At 69.7% G+C, this 16,963-nt stretch carries 20 protein-coding genes; 7 read left to right on the plus strand and 13 right to left on the minus strand.

The genetic code is table 11. The annotated features are described in order from the left end of the window. Positions 1–6: 6 nt before the first annotated feature. Positions 7–1,386, minus strand: coding sequence for a phosphomannomutase/phosphoglucomutase (locus LZ009_RS15545; protein ID WP_275698861.1), 1,380 nt, complete (start codon positions 1,384–1,386; stop codon positions 7–9). 82 nt (positions 1,387–1,468) lie between these two features. Between LZ009_RS15545 and LZ009_RS15550 the strand changes: the two genes are divergently transcribed. The 3 genes from LZ009_RS15550 (at position 1,469) to LZ009_RS15560 (ending at position 4,433) form a co-directional block, all read left to right on the plus strand. After that, positions 1,469–2,938 carry a DNA-3-methyladenine glycosylase 2 family protein gene (locus tag LZ009_RS15550; RefSeq protein WP_275698862.1) on the plus strand — a complete coding sequence of 490 codons (1,470 nt, stop codon included), beginning with the start codon at positions 1,469–1,471 and terminating at the stop codon, positions 2,936–2,938. Between the two features lie 12 nt (positions 2,939–2,950). Then, entirely contained in the window at positions 2,951–3,454 is a 504-nt protein-coding gene (locus LZ009_RS15555; RefSeq protein WP_275698863.1) for a methylated-DNA--[protein]-cysteine S-methyltransferase, read from the plus strand. 79 nt (positions 3,455–3,533) lie between these two features. Further along, positions 3,534–4,433, plus strand: coding sequence for a DMT family transporter (locus LZ009_RS15560; protein ID WP_275698864.1), 900 nt, complete (start codon positions 3,534–3,536; stop codon positions 4,431–4,433). Positions 4,434–4,438: 5 nt separating this feature from the next. Here LZ009_RS15560 and LZ009_RS15565 read toward each other — a convergent pair whose 3' ends face one another. Beyond that, entirely contained in the window at positions 4,439–4,810 is a 372-nt protein-coding gene (locus LZ009_RS15565) for a hypothetical protein (protein WP_275698865.1), read from the minus strand. A gap of 98 nt (positions 4,811–4,908) precedes the next feature. On the opposite strand from LZ009_RS15565, the gene LZ009_RS15570 reads away from it, so the two are divergent. Further along, the gene (locus tag LZ009_RS15570) at positions 4,909–5,655 is read left to right on the plus strand and encodes a hypothetical protein (RefSeq protein WP_275699149.1); all 747 of its coding nucleotides are present in this window, start codon (positions 4,909–4,911) and stop codon (positions 5,653–5,655) included. 123 nt (positions 5,656–5,778) lie between these two features. On the opposite strand, the gene LZ009_RS15575 is transcribed toward LZ009_RS15570, so the two are convergent. The 5 genes from LZ009_RS15575 to LZ009_RS15595 all read right to left on the minus strand — a co-directional run bounded on the left by LZ009_RS15575 (position 5,779) and on the right by LZ009_RS15595 (position 7,336). After that, positions 5,779–5,958, minus strand: coding sequence for a hypothetical protein (locus LZ009_RS15575; protein WP_275698866.1), 180 nt, complete (start codon positions 5,956–5,958; stop codon positions 5,779–5,781). Between the two features lie 13 nt (positions 5,959–5,971). Continuing rightward, entirely contained in the window at positions 5,972–6,136 is a 165-nt protein-coding gene (locus LZ009_RS15580) for a hypothetical protein (protein ID WP_275698867.1), read from the minus strand. A gap of 13 nt (positions 6,137–6,149) precedes the next feature. Then, positions 6,150–6,314 (minus strand): hypothetical protein, encoded by a 165-nt coding sequence (locus tag LZ009_RS15585; protein WP_275698868.1) that lies wholly within the window; start codon positions 6,312–6,314, stop codon positions 6,150–6,152. Between the two features lie 70 nt (positions 6,315–6,384). Further along, positions 6,385–6,771 (minus strand): hypothetical protein, encoded by a 387-nt coding sequence (locus tag LZ009_RS15590; RefSeq protein WP_275698869.1) that lies wholly within the window; start codon positions 6,769–6,771, stop codon positions 6,385–6,387. A gap of 85 nt (positions 6,772–6,856) precedes the next feature. Beyond that, on the minus strand, positions 6,857–7,336 hold the full coding sequence (locus tag LZ009_RS15595) for an acyl-CoA thioesterase (RefSeq protein WP_275698870.1): 480 nt from the start codon (positions 7,334–7,336) through the stop codon (positions 6,857–6,859). A gap of 70 nt (positions 7,337–7,406) precedes the next feature. Between LZ009_RS15595 and LZ009_RS15600 the strand changes: the two genes are divergently transcribed. Genes LZ009_RS15600 through LZ009_RS15610 form a run of 3 tightly spaced genes read left to right on the plus strand, consistent with a single transcriptional unit; the run spans position 7,407 to position 10,123 of the window. After that, complete coding sequence (locus LZ009_RS15600) at positions 7,407–8,084, plus strand: aspartate/glutamate racemase family protein (RefSeq protein ID WP_275698871.1); 678 nt, start codon at positions 7,407–7,409, stop codon at positions 8,082–8,084. Then, complete coding sequence (locus LZ009_RS15605) at positions 8,077–9,135, plus strand: Ldh family oxidoreductase (RefSeq protein WP_275698872.1); 1,059 nt, start codon at positions 8,077–8,079, stop codon at positions 9,133–9,135. Before LZ009_RS15600 ends, LZ009_RS15605 begins: the two co-directional genes overlap by 8 nt. A gap of 16 nt (positions 9,136–9,151) precedes the next feature. Continuing rightward, positions 9,152–10,123, plus strand: coding sequence for a Bug family tripartite tricarboxylate transporter substrate binding protein (locus LZ009_RS15610; RefSeq protein ID WP_275698873.1), 972 nt, complete (start codon positions 9,152–9,154; stop codon positions 10,121–10,123). Positions 10,124–10,136: 13 nt separating this feature from the next. On the opposite strand, the gene cuyA is transcribed toward LZ009_RS15610, so the two are convergent. From cuyA to LZ009_RS15640, 6 genes are read right to left on the minus strand one after another with little or no spacing between them, the layout of a single operon-like run. Continuing rightward, the gene (gene cuyA, locus LZ009_RS15615; RefSeq protein ID WP_275698874.1) at positions 10,137–11,177 is read right to left on the minus strand and encodes a D-cysteate sulfo-lyase; all 1,041 of its coding nucleotides are present in this window, start codon (positions 11,175–11,177) and stop codon (positions 10,137–10,139) included. Positions 11,178–11,212: 35 nt separating this feature from the next. Then, positions 11,213–12,394, minus strand: a complete 1,182-nt coding sequence (locus LZ009_RS15620; protein ID WP_275698875.1) for a CaiB/BaiF CoA transferase family protein — start codon at positions 12,392–12,394, stop codon at positions 11,213–11,215. Beyond that, the gene (locus LZ009_RS15625) at positions 12,391–13,758 is read right to left on the minus strand and encodes an MmgE/PrpD family protein (RefSeq protein ID WP_275698876.1); all 1,368 of its coding nucleotides are present in this window, start codon (positions 13,756–13,758) and stop codon (positions 12,391–12,393) included. Before LZ009_RS15625 ends, LZ009_RS15620 begins: the two co-directional genes overlap by 4 nt. Before the next feature lie 11 nt (positions 13,759–13,769). Then, a complete protein-coding gene (locus tag LZ009_RS15630) occupies positions 13,770–14,939 on the minus strand; it encodes an acyl-CoA dehydrogenase family protein (protein ID WP_275698877.1) in 1,170 nt (389 codons plus the stop codon). After that, complete coding sequence (locus tag LZ009_RS15635; protein WP_275698878.1) at positions 14,936–15,811, minus strand: HTD2 family dehydratase; 876 nt, start codon at positions 15,809–15,811, stop codon at positions 14,936–14,938. The genes LZ009_RS15630 and LZ009_RS15635 overlap by 4 nt, the downstream gene beginning before the upstream one ends. A 24-nt stretch (positions 15,812–15,835) precedes the next feature. Beyond that, the gene (locus tag LZ009_RS15640; protein ID WP_275698879.1) at positions 15,836–16,915 is read right to left on the minus strand and encodes a CaiB/BaiF CoA transferase family protein; all 1,080 of its coding nucleotides are present in this window, start codon (positions 16,913–16,915) and stop codon (positions 15,836–15,838) included. Between the last annotated feature and the right edge of the window lie 48 nt (positions 16,916–16,963).

Consider the following 16,963-nt stretch of genomic DNA (forward strand, 5'->3'; position numbering starts at 1 on the left):
AGGGCGTCAGTGCGCAGCCTCGCCGATCTTCGCATCCGGCTTCGCCTGCCGCAACAGCGCCAGCATGTCCTTCTCGATGCGGTTCATCGCTTCCTGCGTGTGGCCCTCGAAACGCAGCACCAGCACCGGCGTGGTGTTCGAAGCGCGCAGCAGGCCGAAGCCGTCCGGCCAGTCGGCCCGCAGGCCGTCGATGGTGGAGATCTTCGCGCCCGGGAAGCTGGCCTTCTTCACCAGTTCGTCGACGATGCGGTGCGGCTCGCCTTCCTCGCATTTCACGTTCAGTTCCGGCGTGGAGAAGCTGGTGGGCAGCGCGTCGAGCACGGCGCTCGGGTCCGCGTGCTTCGAGAGGATCTCCAGCAGCCGGCAGCCGGCATAGGTGCCGTCGTCGAAGCCGAACCAGCGCTCCTTGAAGAAGATGTGGCCGCTCATCTCGCCGCCCAGGGGCGAATTGACTTCCTTCATCTTCGCCTTGATCAGCGAGTGGCCGGTCTTGTACATCATGGCCTTGCCGCCGGCCGCCTCGATGGCCGGGGCCAGGCGCTGCGTGCACTTGACGTCGAACAGGATGGGGGCGCCCGGCACGCGCGAGAGCACGTCCTGCGCGAACAGCATCATCTGGCGATCCGGATAGATGTTGTTGCCGCCGCGCGTGATGATGCCCAGGCGGTCGCCGTCGCCGTCGAAAGCCAGGCCCAGTTCGGCGCCCGTTTCCTTCAGCTTGGCGATCAGGTCGCGCAGGTTCTCGGGCTTGCTCGGGTCGGGGTGGTGGTTGGGGAAGTTGCCGTCGACCTCGCTGAACAGCTCGATCACTTCGCAGCCGATGGCGCGCAGGATGGCCGGGGCCGAGGCGCCGGCCACGCCGTTGCCCGAATCGACGACGATCTTCATGGGCCGCGCCAGCTTGATGTCGGCGAAGATGCGGTCGCGGTAGGGCGCGAAGATGTTGACGTTGCGGACCTTGCCGTTGTGCTCGGCATGGGGGACGCCCTGCTCCATGAGCTTGCGCAGGGCCTGGATCTCCTCGCCGTAGATGGCGCGGCCGGCCATCACCATCTTGAAGCCGTTGTAGTCCTTCGGGTTGTGGCTGCCGGTGACCTGGATGCCGCTCGAGCACACCGTGTTGGCCGCGAAGTACAGCATGGGCGTGGTGACCATGCCGACGTCGACGACGTCGATGCCGACGGCCAGCAGGCCGCGGATGAGCGCTGCGCTGAGCGAAGCACCGCTCAGCCGGCCGTCGCGGCCGACGGCGACGGTCTTCTCGCCTTCCCGCAGGGCGACGGTGCCGAAAGCCCGGCCGAGCGACTCGGCCACGTCCTCGTCGAGGGTGCTCGGCACGATGCCGCGGATGTCGTAGGCCTTGAAGATGCTGGGACTGAGGTGCATGGCCCGATTCTAGGGTGTGTGGGTCGAGGAACATGTCCGGAAACGGCCAGTCCGGCTGGCCGCGCTGCGTATCATGCAAGCCATGCCCCCCGTCGAACCGCCGCTGCACCCGGACGCCTGCTACCTCGCGCTGAAAGCCCGGGATCCACGCTTCGATGGCGCCTTCTTCACCGGCGTGACCAGCACCGGCATCTATTGCCGGCCGGTCTGCAAGGTGCGGACGCCGCGGCGCGAGAACTGCCGCTTCTTCGCCCACGCGGCGCAGGCGGAAGGCGCGGGCTTCCGGCCCTGCCTGCGCTGCCGGCCCGAGCTGGCACCCCAGGCGCTGCGCTGGAGCATCCAGGATGCCAGCAGCGTTCTGGCGCAGCAGGCAGCGCGCCTGCTCGACGAGCCGGAAGCCTGGCTCGACGCGCCGCCGTCCGCCGAACTGCTGGCATCGCGGCTGGGCGTGAGCGACCGGCACCTGCGCCGCATCTTCGAACAGCAGCTGGGCGTGTCGCCGCTGCAGTACCTGCAGACGCGCCGGCTGCTCACCGCCAAGCAGTTGCTGGCGGACACCGACCTGCCGGTCACCGAAGTGGCATTGGCCAGCGGCTTTGCCAGCGTGCGCCGCTTCAACGCGGCCTTCAGCGAGCACTACGGCCTGAACCCGACGCAGCTGCGGCGCGAAGGCAGCCAGCGTGAGACGGGCAGCCTGGTGCGGCTGGGCTATCGGCCGCCCTACGACGTGGCCGCGATGCTGGGCTTCTTCAAGACGCGGGCGATCGCCGGCATGGAGCTGGTCGACGACAAGAGTTTGCTGCGCACCTTCGCCATCGACGTCGCGGGCCAGCGCCACGCCGGCTGGCTGCAGGTGGAATTCGACGAGGAACGTTGCCAGCTGCTGCTGCGCACCAGCGACACCTTGCGCGGCGTGCTGCCGCTGGTGATCCGCCGCGTGCGCGCGGCCTTCGACCTCGACGCCGACCCGAATGCGATCAACGCGCGGCTGCACGGCAGCTTTCCCCAGGGCGACGGCCTGCGGGTGCCGGGCACGCTCAACGGCTACGAGCTGGCCGTGCGGGCCGTGCTGGGCCAGCAGATCACCGTGGCCGCGGCGCGCACGCTGGCGCAGCGGCTCGTGCACCGCTTCGGCGAAATGGTGGAAACGCCCTTCGCCGGCCTCGACCGCCTGTTTCCCTCGGCGGAAGTGCTGGCCGCCGCGGAAGGCGATGCGCTCGGGCAGCTGGGCATCGTGCGCCAGCGGCAGGCGGCCATCGTTGCCATCGCGCGGGCGGTCGCCGAGCGGCGCGTGCACCTGCATGCGGGCGCCGACGTGCCCGCGACGATGGCGGCCTTGAAGGAGCTGCCCGGCATCGGCGACTGGACGGCGCATTACATCGCGATGCGGGCGCTGCGCTGGCCCGACGCCTTTCCGGCGGGCGACGTCGCCTTGCACAAGGCGCTGGGCGTGCAGCAAAGCAAGCAGCCGGCGCGCGAGGCGGAAGCCGCCTCGCAGCAGTGGAAGCCCTGGCGCAGTTATGCCGTGGTGCGCGCGTGGAGCGCGCTGTAGAAGGAGGACCCCATGAAGATGAACACCGAACTCGTTTGCAGGCGCTATGAAAGCCCCTTGGGCGCCATGCTGCTGGCCGCCACCGATGCCGGCCTGGCCGGTGTCTGGTTCGTGGGCCAGCGCCACGAGCCGCAGGACGTGGCATGGCGCGCCGTGCCGGACCACCCGGTGCTGCAGGAGGCGGTGCGCCAGCTGCAGGAGTATTTCGAGGGCACGCGCACGGCCTTCGAACTGCCGCTCGACCTCGCGCACGGAACGCCCTTCCAGCAAAGCGTCTGGCAGGCGCTGCTGGCGATCCCGCCGGGGGCGACCACCAGCTATGCCGAACTCGGCCGGCAGCTCGGAAGGCCGCAGGCCGCGCGCGCCGTCGGCGCCGCCGTGGGGCGCAACCCGGTCAGCATCGTCGTGCCCTGCCACCGCGTGCTGGGGAAGGCGGGCGGGCTCACCGGCTATGCCGGCGGGCTGGAACGCAAGACGGCCCTGCTGACGCTGGAGGGCGCGCTCGGCCGCCATTGATGTGCCCGCAGTATCAATCCCCCGCGCAGGTTTCATCAGTGCGCGGCGGCCGGTCCCTGCATTCGCGCGACACTAGCCCATGCCCCTCGCCTCGATCATCGACTTCATCCTGCTGGCTGCCATCTGGGGCTCGTCTTTCCTCTTCATGCGCTTCGCCATCACGGACTTCGGCGTGGTGCCGGCGACCGCCATGCGCGTTGCGATCGGCGCGGCCTTCCTCGTGCCGCTGATGCTGTGGAAGGGCGGCGCGCGCGAGTTCCGCCGGCATTGGCGCGCGGTCTGCCTGATCGGCGTGATCAACTCCGGCCTGCCCTTCATGCTGTTCGCGTTCGCGCTGCTGACGATCAGCACCGGCCTGTCGGCCATCCTCAATGCGACGGTGCCGCTGTTCGGCGCGCTGATCGCGTGGTTCTGGCTGAAGGACAGGCCGACGGCTTCGCGGGTGCTGGGCCTGGCGATCGGTTTCGTCGGCGTGGCGATGCTGGCCTGGGACAAGGCGACGCTGCAACCGGGCGCTTCCGGCATCGCGCCGATCTGGGCGGTGCTCGCCTGCCTGCTGGCGACGGTGAGCTACGGCGTGGCGGCCAGCGCCACCAAGCGTTTCCTCACCGGCGTGCCGCCTCTCGTGAACGCGGCCGGCAGCCAGCTTGGTGCGACGCTCGCGCTGGTGCTGCCCGCGCTGTGGCTCGCCCCGCACGCGATGCCGGGCCGCCAGGCCTGGCTGGCGGTGCTGGTGGTGGGCGTGATGTGCACCGGCGTCGCGTACATCCTGTACTTCCGCCTGATCGAGAACACCGGGCCGGCCAAGGCGCTGACGGTCACGTTTGCCGTGCCGGTCTTTGCCGTGATCTATGGCGCGCTGTTCCTCGACGAACACGTCACGCCGTGGATGGTGGCTTGCGGGCTGGTGATCGTCTGCGGGACCGCCCTGTCGAGCGGGCTGCTGAAGCTGCCGTCGCTGCGGCCGCAACCTCGCTAGGGAATCTAGAAGCGAGGCAGGTCGGTGATCCGGCGGCCGGGCCGGTCTTCCGAAGCCGCCAAGGTCTCGATGCCGCCAGGCAGCAGGTCGACGGTGACCTGCGAGCCGAGCTGCAGCGTGCCGCGCTCGGTCGGGAACAGCGTGACGACCGTGTCGCCCTCCACCAGGCGGTCGACCACCTCGACCAGCCGGGTCGGCGCGGGCCGCAGGTCCCAGTGTTCCAGGCTGGGCGCGATCATGCCCATCATCACCCAGGACACCTCGCCGTTCTCCACGCGCACGGCCGTGATGCCGTACACGACCGCCGGCTCGGCGCTGTCCGCCAGTGCTGCAAGTGCCGCGCCGCTGCGCGAGTGCTCCATCGATTTCTCAACCATGCGTGCATTGTGTTCATGCACTTTGGCCGGGCGATAAGCGAAAGACCTCACCGTACGTGGGAGGGTGCCTACCGCAAGCCGTACACTTTTGCGTGCAGATGCCGTCCATCGAGAACTCCTTCACGCCTCCCGCCCTGGGCAAGCCCCATGCCCGGCGGCTGCGCGACATTTACCGCTCGGCCGGCTGGCCCTGCCAGGACGCGCTCGAGATCGACCTGCTGGCGGCGGGAATGCTGGAGCGCGTGCGTGCGCCGCTCGGGCATGAAACGCTGCGGGTCACCGATCTCGGCGTGCAGTGGCTGGCGCGCACGCTGGCCGGCAATCGCGCCGCGCTGTCGGCGCACGAAGCGCTGGTGGAACGCGTGGCGCAGGAAATGGCGCGCGCCGGACGGCTGGCCTGGCGCGGCCTGAGCCTGCGCGCCCAGGTGCCCACCGGCGACGAAGCCAAGCCCTTGCGCTGGTGCGTCGCGCGGCCCGACGTGTTCTCGATCCGCCAGACCTCGGTGGAGGCCTACGTCGAGCCCATCGTGCACGAGATCAAGGTGCGCCGTTCCGACCTGCTGGCGGACCTGCGGCAGGATGCCAAGCGCGCGGCCTATCGCGACCTGGGCGAATGCTGGTACGTGCTGGGGACCGATGCCAAGGGCAAGCCGATCGCGCAGCCGGACGAAGTGCCTCCCGAATGCGGGGTGCTGGTGCTGGAAGGCGAGCGGCTGAACGTCGCGCGGCCGGCACTCCGGCCGGCGCGCGGCGCCCTGCCTTTCGGCGTCTGGATGGCGCTGGCCAAGGCGACGCCGCTGGAAACGGCGGATGGCGATTCGCAGGCGATGCTGGGCGCCAACTAGCCTATTGCTTCGGATGCTCCGACTTCCCCTCTTCCTGGGGAGTCTTGGGACGGCCTTTCTCCGGGTCCACCGGGGCCGGCGTCGGCTCCGGGTTGGCGGGCTTGGGAGCGCTCCCGGGCGAGTTCATTCCCGTTCCGGCTTGTGCGGACGCTCTTCGCGCGCGCCCGAGCTTTCGCGCTCGGAGCGCGCGGCCGGCCGGCGCTCGCCGTCGTCCGACGGGATGTCGTCCTCGATCCAGAAGTCCGGCTCCTCGCGTTCGAGGTTGGGCGTGGGCGGCGTGATGCCTTGCGGGGTGCTGCTCATGGGATTTCCTTCTCTACAGATGCGGTGCCTGCACGCCGGGCTCGTCGGGCTCGCCCGGCGGCAGCATCGGACCGAATTCCGGCTCGATCGGCAACTGCGTCGGGTTGGGCGCCGGGTCGTCGGCCTCGTGGCCTTCGGGATCCGGTTCGACCGGGTGGTGCGGCGTGGTGGCGTTCATGGTGGGTCCGGCCTCAAAAAGGGCTCTTGCTGCCCAGGGAGATGTCCTGTTCGGGCGCGGCGGCCGGCTTGGCCTCCTCGTCCGGGTGGAGCGGGGCGGGCGGCGAAAACCCGTCGTCCAGGCTTTCCAGCGTCCGCTCGCCGGTACACAGGCTCGGGTCGATGTCGGCGTGGTTCATGGCACTTCCTTTGCCATCCATGCTGCACCGCTGCCAGCCCGTTCGTTGTCGGCCCGGGTCCTGCGCGCCGTCAGCGCTTTTCGCCGGCCAGCCGCAGGGCTTCGCGCCGCATCACGGTGCTCGGCTCATGGGTGAATGGCAGGCGCGGCAAGCCGATCAGGGCCTGCAGCCGGGCATGGGCGCGATCCATGTCGGCGCCGATCATGGCCAGCGCGACCTCGTGCGTGGGTTCGTGCTCGACCAGGTCCAGGTAGGCGGCGCGCAGGCGCTCGTAGTCGCCGTCGGCGCGCGCCACTTCGTCCTGCAGGGCGAGCACCTTGGCGTACTCGGCCCGGCTGTAGCGCGGGGTGGCGGGGGTCTCGCTGGCCGGGCGGGGGACGCTCGTCGAGCCGCCGCCGCTGCGGCGTTCTTCGGCCATCGGATGGGCGCGGGCAGAGGGGCCGTGGCGTTTGCTCATGCACTCATGCTAGGAACTACCGCACGGTGGCGCTGTAGGACGATGCGCCATGCGCCCGCAGGCTGAGCCTACGGGCGCAACATTTTCACGCGCCGCGCAGGGCGGCGAAGCGTGCCTCGGTTTCCTTGCGCAGCGTCTTGCGCAGCTGCGCCTCCTCGAACCGGCGCTTCTCCTCGGGCGTGAACGGCCGCAGCGGCGGCACCGGCACCGGCTTGCGCTCGTCATCGACCGCGACCATCGTGAAGAAGCAGCTGTTGACGTGGCGCACCTTCTGGCTGCGGATGTCCTGCGCCAGCACCTTGATGCCGATCTCCATCGAGCTGGTGCCGGTGTGGTTGACGGCCGCGAGGAAGGTCACGAGCTCGCCGACGAAGATCGGCTCGCGGAAGGTGACCTGGTCGACCGAGACGGTGACCACGTAGCGGGCGGCATAGCGGCTCGCGCACGCGTAGGCGACCTGGTCCAGCCACTTCAGCAGGTGGCCGCCGTGCACGTTGCCGGCGAAGTTGGCGGTGTCCGGCGTCATCAGCACGGTCATCGTCAGCTGGTGGGCGGGCAGGTCCATCGAAAGGCTCCAATACGTCTCAGGGTTAGGATTGTCGGGCATGCCGCAAGCCGCGGCTACGATGGAAGCCATGCAAGAACCGTCCCCGCGGGTCGCCCTGATCCACGCCACCGCCTTGTCGGTGCCGCCCATCCTCGCCGCCTTCGACCGCCACTGGCCGCAGGCGCAGCGCATGAACCTGCTGGACGACAGCCTGTCGGTCGACCGCGCCGCGGCCGGCGAGCTGACGCCCGCGATGGTGCAGCGCTTCGTCGACCTGGCCCGTTATGCCCAGGGCACCGGCTGCCGCGGCATCCTCTTCAGCTGCTCCGCCTTCGGCCCCGCGATCGAAGCGGCCGGGCGCGCCACCGGCCTGCCGACGCTGAAGCCCAACGAAGCGATGTTCGACCAGGCGCTGGCCGTGAAGCCGGACCCGGTGCGGCTCGGGCTGGTCGCGACCTTCCAGGCCTCGCTCGGCTCCATGGGCGAGGAGCTGCAAGCGCTGGCCCGCGCGCGCGGCCGCAGCGTGGACCTGCGCACCGTGTTCGTGCCCGAGGCGATGGACGACCTGGCGCAGGGCCGCGCCGATGAGCATCACCGCAAGATCGCGGCGGCCGCGCGCGCAGTGGCCGATTGCGACGCGGTGATGCTGGCGCAGTTCTCGATGGCCGCCGCCCAGCCGCTGGTGCAGAAGGAGCTGCCCTGCCCCGTGCTGACCAGCCCCGACTGCGCCGTGCTGGCGCTGCAAAAGGCGCTGCGCCATGCCTGAGTCGCGCATCCCCGCCGCGCAGCTGCGCCGCTTCATGACGCGCGCGCTGGAGCGCCTGGGCCTGCCCGCCGCGGACGCGGCGACCGTCGGCGAGTTCATGACCGAAGCGGAGCTGCAAGGCTCCGACGGCCACGGCGCGATCCGCCTCGCGCCCTATGCGCGCCGCATCCGCGCCGGCGGCATCAATCTCACGCCGGCGATCCGCATCGAGAAGGAAAAGGCCGGCATGGCCTTGCTCGATGGCGACAACGGCATGGGCCACCTGGTGATGAAGCAGGCCGCCGAAATCGCGATCGCCAAGGCGCGCAATTGCGGCGTCGCCTGGGTCGGCGCACGGCTCTCCAACCATGCCGGCCCGGCCTCGCTCTACGCGCGCATGGCGCTGGAGCACGACATGATCGGCGTGTATTTCGCGGTCGGCAATGCGAACCACCTGCCGCCCTGGGGTGGCCTCGACATGCTGCTCTCGACCAACCCGATCGCCGTCGCGGTGCCGGCGGGCGAAGAACCGGCGGTGGTACTGGACATGGCCACCACCGTCGCGGCCTACGGCAAGGTGAAGGCCAAGGCGCAGCGCGGCGAGCAGATGCCGGTGGGCTGGATGATCGATCGCACCGGCGCGCCGCTCACGGATCCCAAGCGCTCGGAGGAAGGCTTCCTGATGCCGATCGGCGGCTACAAGGGCTATGGCCTGGCGCTCGTCGTGGGCCTGCTGGCCGGCACGCTGAACGGCGCCGCCATGGGCAGCGAGACCATCGACTTCAACAAGGACCAGTCCAGCGTCACCAACACCGGGCAGGCGATCCTCATGATAGACCCCGATGCCTTCGGCGACCTCGCCGCCTTCAAGGCGCGCGTCGACAAGCTGGTGCGCGAGATGCGCGCCAGCGAGCGCATGCCGGGCGTGGACCGCATCTGGCTGCCGGGCGAGCAGAGCCATGCCAGGCGCGTCGCCAACCTGCGCGACGGCATGGCACTGCCGCCCACGCTGGTCGCCCAGCTCGACGCGCTGGCGCGCGAGCTCGGCATCCCGCTGCTGCAAGAGACCTGAACCAGGAGACCCCCGCATGACCGTGTCCCGCCGTTGCCTCGTGATCCTTCTCGCCGGCCTGTGCGCCGCCGGCCTGGCGCAGGCGCAAGCCTGGCCGGCCAAGCCGATCCGCATGATCGTGCCGCTGGCGGCCGGCAGCGCCGTCGACAACGCGGCGCGCATCGTCGCCGAGAAGATGGGCCGCAACCTCGGGCAGTCCATCGTCATCGAGAACCAGCCCGGCGCGGCGGGCCTGATCGGCGCGGGCAACGTGGCCAAGGCGGCGCCCGACGGCTACACGCTGGGCGGCTTCAACGACAGCATCATGACCATGGTGCCCAACATGACGCCGAAGATGCCCTGGGACATCCTGAAGGACTTCGAGCCCGTGTCCCTGGTGGCCACGGTGGAGTGGGGGCTGGTCGTGAATGCCGAAGCGCCGGAGAAGACCGCGGCCGACCTCATCGCCACGGCAAAGAAGGAGCCAGGCAAGCTCAATTACGGCTCGGGCGGCAACGGCAGCCCGCAGCACATCGCGATGGCGCTGTTCGCGTCGCAGGCCGGGCTGAACATGAAGCACGTGCCATACAAGGGCGCGACGCAGGCGGCGATGGGCGTGGCCGGCAAGGAGGTGGATGCGGCCTTCCAGGGGATCGCCACGGTCAACCCGCTGGTGAAGGCCGGCAAGCTGCGCCTGATCGGCGTGACCACGCCGAAGCGCATGCCGCAGTTCCCCGACGTGCCGACGGTGTCGGAGTCGGGCATGCCGGGCTTCGAGTTCAACTCGTGGTTCACGATCATGGCGCCCGCGGGCACGCCGAAGGACATCGTGCATCGCCTGTCGGCCGAAGTGCAGAAGGCGCTGGCCGATCCGGAAGTGCGCGAGAAGCTGCTCGCCAACGGCCTCACGCCGCGCGGCACCACGCCGGAGGAGCTCGGCACGGCGACGCGGGGGCAATTGGCGAAGTACGGGGCCTTGATCAAGGCGAACAACATCACGGCGGAATAACCGCCGGGGGGTGTCAGGCCGGCAATCCCTTGCCGTCGCCCAGCACTTCCTTCTCGTAGGCATGCAGCGACGGCAGGCCGCCCGTGTGCAGGAACAGCACGTTCTCGTCCTTCCTGAACGCGCCCTGGCGGGCCATGCCGATCAGGCCCGCCATGATCTTGCCGGTGTAGACCGGGTCCAGCGGAATGCCTTCCGTGCGCGCCAGCATCTGCACGGCTTCCACCATGCGCGCGTTGGGCACAGAGTACTTCGGCTGCCAGAAGCCGCCGACGCACTGCACGTCTTCCGGCTTCACCTGGAGCTTCACGCCCAGCAGGTCGAGCACCGCCTGCGCTTCCTTCAACACCAGCGGCGCCTGGTCGGCTGGGTCGCGGCTGACGCCGATGCCGGTGATCGGGATGCGGATGTTGTTGCCGAGGAAGCCGGCCACCATGCCGCCGTGCGTGCCCGAGCTGCCGGAGCCGACCACCACGCGGTCGATGGCGATGCCTTCATCGAACAGCTGCTGCTGCAATTCCTGCGCGCAGGCCACGTAGCCCAGGCCGCCGATGGCGTTGGAGCCGCCGCCGGGAATGATGTAGGCCTTGCGGCCCTCGCCCTGCACCTGCTCGGCCACCTTCTGCATCTCGGCGGCCATGTTGCTGCCGCCGGGCACCACGGTGATGGCTTCCACGCCCAGCAGGCGGAACATGAAGTTGTTGCCGCTCGCGTTCGGGTCGTAGCTGTTCGGCACGCGTTCTTCGATGACGAAACGGCACTTCAGGCCTTCCTTCACCGCGGCGGCCAGCGTGATGCGGCAGTGGTTGGACTGCGGCGCACCGCAGGTCACCAGCGTGTCGGCGCCCTGTGCCAGCGCGTCGGCCACCAGGAACTCGAGCTTGCGCGTCTTGTTGCCGCCGGGGAACAGGCCCAGCATGTCGTCGCGCTTGATCCAGATGCGCGGCGCGGCGCCATCGGGACAGGAAGCCGCGAGCGCGCGGGTGAAGTTGGGAAGGAATTCAATGGGCGTCGCGAAGGAGGTGTAGCGACGGCGGGGGAAGCGGGAGAGGTCCATGGGGTGAACGATAACAGGCCGCGATGACGGTGGGCCTAGATCGCGGACGCCGCCCGCAGCGCCGCGATCTCCGCATCGCCCCGCCCCAGCTCACGCAGGATCGCCTCGCTGTGCGCCCCCACGGCCGGCACCGGATCCATGCGGTAGTCGTAAGCGCTGTTCACCCCCGGTGGCAGCAGGGCCCGCAACGGCCCGGAGGGCGATTGGACTTCGCGGAAACGCTCGCGCGCCTGCAGCTGTGGATGCGCCCAGAGCTCGCCCACGCTGTTGACGTGCGCGTTGGCGATCTGCGCTTCTTCCAGCCGCGCGATCACCTGCTCCGCCGTCAGCGCGGCGAAGGTCTGTTCGATCAGCGCCTGCAGGGCCGCGCGGTTCTCGTTGCGCTTCGCATTCGCATCGAAGCGCGCATCGGCCGCCAGCGCCGGCTGCAGCAGCACCTTGTCGCAGAACAATTTCCACTCGCGTTCGTTCTGCAGGCCCAGCATCACGGTCTTGCCGTCGCCCGCGCGGAAAGGGCCATAGGGATAGATCGTCGCGTGGGCCGCGCCGTTGCGCGGCGGCGGCGTGGCGCCTTCGTAGGCGTAGTACATGGGGAAACCCATCCACTCGCCCAGCGCTTCCAGCATGGACACGTCGATGTGCGAACCCTTGCCCGTCTTCCCCCGCTGCAGCAGCGCGGCCAGGATGTTGCTGTACGCGTACATGCCCGCGGCGATGTCGGCAATGGAGTTGCCGGCCTTCACCATCTCGTCCGGCGTGCCTGTGATGGAAAGGAAGCCCGCCTCGCTCTGGATCAACAGGTCGTAGGCTTTCTTGTCACGGTACGGACCGTCGTTGCCGTAGCCGGAGATGTCGCAGACGACGAGGCGCGGATTCGCCGGCGCCAGCTGCGCGTGCGACAGGCCCATGCGCGCCGCCGCGCCGGGCGCCAGGTTCTGCACCAGCACGTCGGCCTGCGCCAGCAGGTCCTTCAGCACCTGCAGCGCGGCGGGCTGCTTCAGGTCCAGCGCCAGGCTTTCCTTGGACCGGTTCACCCAGACGAAGTGCGAGGACAGGCCCTTCGCGCGGCTGTCGTAGGCGCGGGCGAAGTCGCCGCTGCCCGGGCGCTCGACCTTGATGACGCGCGCACCCAGGTCGGCCAGCTGCCGCGTGCAGAAGGGCGCGGCGATCGCATGTTCCAGCGAGACGACGGTGATGCCGTCGAGCGGCCTCGTCATGCCTTGCTCCCCGGCAACAGGCGGCCGACGCGCGGCGCATCCGCCAGCGACCAGCAGGTTGCGACCAGGTGGCGCACTTCCTGTTCGGTGGCGGCGCCGGCGAACAGCGCCAGGCGCAAGGCCTTGTCCTCCAGCTCCCGGCGGCTGAGCGTATTGCCCGGGTCGCCCTTGGGATCGTCGACCCGCCCCTGCAGCACGCGGCCGTCGCGCGTGCGCACGGTGACCTTGCCGATCCACTTCGCCGGATAAGCGCCGTCCACTTCCGGATCGAGCGCCATCGTCACCTTGGGACGGAAGCCGGACACGGCCGCGTCGCCCAGCACCTGCTCGAAGTCCGCGACGCCCGCGCGGCCCGCGGTGGCGACCAGCCCCAGCACCGTGCCCATGGAAAACTTGGCCTGGTGCACGCTCTGCGGCTCGACCACCGCGCCCAGCACGTCGATGGCGCCCTGGTGCACGTGCGTGACCACGCTTTCGATGTCGGAAGGCGCCAGCTTCTCGCGTTGCATCACGTGCAGCAGCGCATCGGCGGCTGGGTGCGTGTGGCGGCAGGACGCGTGGAACTTGAACGAGGTCTCGGCCAGCGCCCAGCGCGCGCCCAGGCGATCGGTCAGGCGCGACGGATCCGCATCGGTCGACATGCCCGCGGCCATCCCTTGCGCGCCTTCCAGGATGCGCTGCGCGCCGGTGAAGCCGTCGCGGGCGAGGTAGGCCGACATCAGGCCCGCGCCCGCGGCATGCGCGGTGTGCAGCTGCTTGGAGTGCGCGGCGTCGCGCAGGAACTCCCACAGCCCCGCCGCCTGCGTACCGGCGGAACCGAAGGCATGCAGCATGCGGTCGGCATCGAGCTTCAGCAGGTTGCCCACCGCGGCCGCCGCCGCCAGCGTGCCCACCGTGGCGGTCGTGTGGAAGATCTTGTAGTGCGAACGCCCGAGGAATTCGCCGACGCGGATGCCGACCTCGTAGCCGGCGACGCTGGCTGCCAGCAGCTCCTTGCCGCTGGCGCCTGTCGCCTGCGCCACCGCGAGTGCCGGCGGGAAGACGACGGTGGCCGGATGCAGCACCGAGCTGTTGTGCAGGTCGTCCTGCTCGATGTAGTGCGAGGCGGCGGCATTGACCATCGCGGCGAAGTACGGCGAGCTGCTCGCGCGCGAGACCAGGATCTCGGACGGGCCTTCGGCCGGACCCATGGCGGCGGCGAAGGATGCAATCGCCTGCACCGGCGCGCCGGCCTTGCCCGCCAGCGCCGACCCGGCCCAGTCGAGGAACAGGTCCTCGGCGCGGCGCAGGACTTCGGAAGGAACCTGCTCGTAGCGCAGGCCGGCGGCAAAGGCCGCGAGTTCACGCGAAGGATGGGAAGACATCGACAGCCCCTTCAGAACGAGCGCGGCAGGCCCAGCAGGTGCTCGGCCACGTAGGAGTAGATCAGGTTGGTGGAGATGGGCGCGACCTGGTACAGGCGCGTTTCGCGGAACTTGCGCTCCACGTCGTATTCGTGAGCGAAGCCGAAGCCGCCGTGCGTCTGCAGGCAGGTGTTGGCCGCTTCCCAGGATGCCTTGGCCGCGAGGTACTTCGCCATGTTGGCTTCGCCGCCGCAGGGCTTTCCGGCGTCGAACAGCGCGCAGGCCTTGAAGCGCATCAGGTTGGCGGCTTCGGTCTCGATGTAGGCATCGGCGATGGGGAACTGCACGCCCTGGTTCTGCCCGATCGGCCGGTTGAACACCACGCGCTCGCTCGCGTACTTGCGCGCCTTGTCGACGAACCAGTAGGCGTCGCCTATGCATTCGGCCGCGATCAGCGTGCGCTCGGCGTTGAGTCCGGTCAGGATGTACTTGAAGCCCTGCCCTTCCGCGCCGATCAGGTTCTCCGCCGGGATCTCGAGGTTGTCGAAGAAGACTTCGTTGGTCTCGTGGTTCACCATGTTCGGGATCGGCCGCACCGTCATGCCATGGCCGATGGCCTCGTGCAGGTCGACCACGAAGATGCTCATGCCTTCGCTCTTCTTCTTCACCTCGGCCAGCGGGGTGGTGCGCGCCAGCAGGATCATCAGGTCGGAGTGCTGGATGCGCGAGATCCACACCTTCTGCCCGTTGACCACGTAGCGATCCCCCTTGCGCACCGCGGTGGTCTTCAACTGCGTCGTGTCCGTGCCGGTGGTCGGCTCGGTGACCGCCATCGATTGCAGCCGCAGCTTGCCGCTGGCGATGCCCGGGAGGTACTTCTGCTTCTGCGCCGCCGAGCCGTGGTGCAGCAGCGTGTTCATGTTGTACATCTGGCCGTGCAGCGCACCGGCATTGCCGCCGGAGAAGTTGATCTCCTCCATGATCACCGAGGCTTCGGTCAGGCCCAGGCCCGAGCCGCCGTACTCGGACGGGATCAGCGCCGCCATCCAGCCGGCCTCGGTCAGCGCGTCGACGAAGGCCTCGGGATAGCCGCGCGCCGTGTCCACGTCCTGCCAGTAGCGCGAGTCGAAACGGCCGCACAGGTCGCGCAGCGCGTCGCGCATTTCCTGGTGGGCATCGGGGGTGGGAATGGTGGTTTTCATTGGAAGCGGGCTTCGGCCTGCATGGTCAACCAGCCTTCGTGGTCCTGCGCCCACAGCTGCACGCCGCGGCCGTCGGCCGAGGGCTTGCCGCATACGCGCATGGGGTGGCCATCGAAGGTGGGCCGCACGGCCTTGAAGGAAAAGGACTGCAGCGCGGCGCCGGGGCGCTGGCGCCGCACCAGGTCGACCAGCAGCGTGGCGATCAGCGGGCCGTGGACGACCAGGCCCGGATAGCCTTCGACCTCGGTCACGTACTTGCGGTCGTAGTGGATGCGGTGGCCGTTGAAGGTGAGCGCCGAATAACGGAACAGCAGCACGTCGTCGGGCGTGAGTTCGCGCGACCACTCGGCTTGGGTGGGCGCCGCCTGGGGCGACGGGACCGGGTCGCCCGGCTGCGGCGGCGCGCGGTAGACGATGTCGTGCTCCTCGGTCAGGGCCAGGCCTTGCGCGTTGCGCACTTCGTGCTGCACCAGCACGAAGACGAGGTCGCCGGTGCGGCCGGCCTTGTGGCTGACGGAGGCGATGCGCGAGGTCCGCTGGATGTCGTCGCCCACGCGCAGCGGCGCGTGCCACTGCAGCCGGCCGCCGGCCCACATGCGGCGCGGCAGCGGCACCGGCGGCAGGAAGCCGCCCAGCTTCGCGTGGCCGTCCTCGCCCAGCTCGCTCTGGCGGTGGCGCGGCAGGAAGTAGAGCCAGTGCCACAGCGGCGGCAGTGCGGTGCCGGCGGCGGGTTCGGGATCGGCGCGGTCCAGCGTGGCGGAGAGGTTGCGCACCGGCGCCGCGGTCACCTCGTCGGCCAGGGTTTCGCTGCGGCCTTCCCAGCCGCGCAACTGGGTCAGCAGTTCAGGCGTGATGCGGGGTACGTCGGGCATGGCACGCCATCGTGCCATAGCCGGTCACACACCCCAAGCCCGGAAGATGTCCTCGGGCGAAGCCTGCACGCTGCCCCCCGCTGCTCCCGGCGTGCGGCTGAAGCGCGGCGCCGCATTCGGCTGCACCACGCCACCCTGCTCGATGAAGGTCTGCCGCGCCACGTTGTGCGGGTGCCGCGGCGCCTCGTCCCAGTCGAGCACCGGCGCGAAGCAGGCATCGCTGCCCTCCAGCAATTCGCACCAGGCATCGCGGCTGCGCGTGCGGAACAGCGCCGCCAGCTTCTGCTTGAACTCCGGCCAGCGCTGCCGGTCGTTCTGCATCTGCGCGAGTTCGGGATCGGTGATGCCGCAACGCTCCAGCAGCAGCGCATAGAACTGCGGCTCGATCGCCCCCACCGCCACGCTCTTGCCGTCGGCGCATTCGTAGCAGGCGTAGAAGTGGGCGCCGCCATCGAGCATGTTCTCCTCGCGCCCGAGCGACCACATCTGCCGGCCGCGAAAGCCGTACATCATGGCCGACAGCAGCGCCGCGCCATCCGTCATCGCCGCATCCACCACCTGCCCCTGGCCCGAATTGCGCGCCTCGAACACCGCCGCCATCACGCCGAATGCGAGGAACATGGCGCCGCCTCCGAAGTCGCCCACCAGGTTCAGCGGCGGCACCGGCGGCTCGCCCTTGCGGCCGATGGCATGCAGCGCGCCGCTCAAGGCGACGTAGTTGATGTCGTGGCCGGCCGCCTGCGCCAGCGGGCCGTGCTGGCCCCAGCCGGTCATGCGGCCGTAGACCAGGGCCGGCCGGCGAGCGAGGCATTCGTCCGGCCCCAGGCCTAACCGCTCCATCACGCCGGGGCGGAAGCCTTCGATCAGCACGTCGGCCTCCTCCACCAGGCGCAGCACGGTGTCGCGCCCTTCGGGCTGCCGCAGGTCGAGCGGCAAGGTCGGGCGCCCGCGCGCGGTGACCGGCTCGGAGACCACCTTGGCCTCACCCGGCCGCGCGATGCGCAAGACCTGCGCGCCCTGGTCGGCCAGCAGCATGGCGCAGAACGGCGCGGGGCCGAGGCCCGCCATCTCGATCACCTTCAGGCCTTGCAGGGGTCCGGGCATGCGAAATCTCCTCGATGTGCTGCCGGCCATTGTGAACGCTCGGAGACA

It is taken from the genome of Ramlibacter paludis (assembly GCF_022012305.1).
GTDB lineage: Bacteria > Pseudomonadota > Gammaproteobacteria > Burkholderiales > Burkholderiaceae_C > Ramlibacter > Ramlibacter paludis.

Bases quoted from the DNA above. Each gene is read 5' to 3' on its own strand.
- LZ009_RS15635 (WP_275698878.1), bottom strand. From the start codon at position 15,811: ATGCCCGACGTACCCCGCATCACGCCTGAACTGCTGACCCAGTTGCGC.
- LZ009_RS15595 (WP_275698870.1), bottom strand. From the start codon at position 7,336: ATGGACCTGCCCGCCCACCAGCTGACGATGACCGTGCTGATGACGCCG.
- LZ009_RS15565 (WP_275698865.1), bottom strand. From the start codon at position 4,810: ATGGTTGAGAAATCGATGGAGCACTCGCGCAGCGGCGCGGCACTTGCA.
- LZ009_RS15555 (WP_275698863.1), top strand. From the start codon at position 2,951: ATGAAGATGAACACCGAACTCGTTTGCAGGCGCTATGAAAGCCCCTTG.
- LZ009_RS15545 (WP_275698861.1), bottom strand. From the start codon at position 1,386: ATGCACCTCAGTCCCAGCATCTTCAAGGCCTACGACATCCGCGGCATC.
- cuyA (WP_275698874.1), bottom strand. From the start codon at position 11,177: ATGGACCTCTCCCGCTTCCCCCGCCGTCGCTACACCTCCTTCGCGACG.
- LZ009_RS15640 (WP_275698879.1), bottom strand. From the start codon at position 16,915: ATGCCCGGACCCCTGCAAGGCCTGAAGGTGATCGAGATGGCGGGCCTC.
- LZ009_RS15575 (WP_275698866.1), bottom strand. From the start codon at position 5,958: ATGAGCAGCACCCCGCAAGGCATCACGCCGCCCACGCCCAACCTCGAA.
- LZ009_RS15620 (WP_275698875.1), bottom strand. From the start codon at position 12,394: ATGACGAGGCCGCTCGACGGCATCACCGTCGTCTCGCTGGAACATGCG.
- LZ009_RS15585 (WP_275698868.1), bottom strand. From the start codon at position 6,314: ATGAACCACGCCGACATCGACCCGAGCCTGTGTACCGGCGAGCGGACG.
- LZ009_RS15630 (WP_275698877.1), bottom strand. From the start codon at position 14,939: ATGAAAACCACCATTCCCACCCCCGATGCCCACCAGGAAATGCGCGAC.
- LZ009_RS15600 (WP_275698871.1), top strand. From the start codon at position 7,407: ATGCAAGAACCGTCCCCGCGGGTCGCCCTGATCCACGCCACCGCCTTG.
- LZ009_RS15570 (WP_275699149.1), top strand. From the start codon at position 4,909: ATGCCGTCCATCGAGAACTCCTTCACGCCTCCCGCCCTGGGCAAGCCC.
- LZ009_RS15610 (WP_275698873.1), top strand. From the start codon at position 9,152: ATGACCGTGTCCCGCCGTTGCCTCGTGATCCTTCTCGCCGGCCTGTGC.
- LZ009_RS15560 (WP_275698864.1), top strand. From the start codon at position 3,534: ATGCCCCTCGCCTCGATCATCGACTTCATCCTGCTGGCTGCCATCTGG.
- LZ009_RS15590 (WP_275698869.1), bottom strand. From the start codon at position 6,771: ATGAGCAAACGCCACGGCCCCTCTGCCCGCGCCCATCCGATGGCCGAA.
- LZ009_RS15625 (WP_275698876.1), bottom strand. From the start codon at position 13,758: ATGTCTTCCCATCCTTCGCGTGAACTCGCGGCCTTTGCCGCCGGCCTG.
- LZ009_RS15550 (WP_275698862.1), top strand. From the start codon at position 1,469: ATGCCCCCCGTCGAACCGCCGCTGCACCCGGACGCCTGCTACCTCGCG.
- LZ009_RS15605 (WP_275698872.1), top strand. From the start codon at position 8,077: ATGCCTGAGTCGCGCATCCCCGCCGCGCAGCTGCGCCGCTTCATGACG.
- LZ009_RS15580 (WP_275698867.1), bottom strand. From the start codon at position 6,136: ATGAACGCCACCACGCCGCACCACCCGGTCGAACCGGATCCCGAAGGC.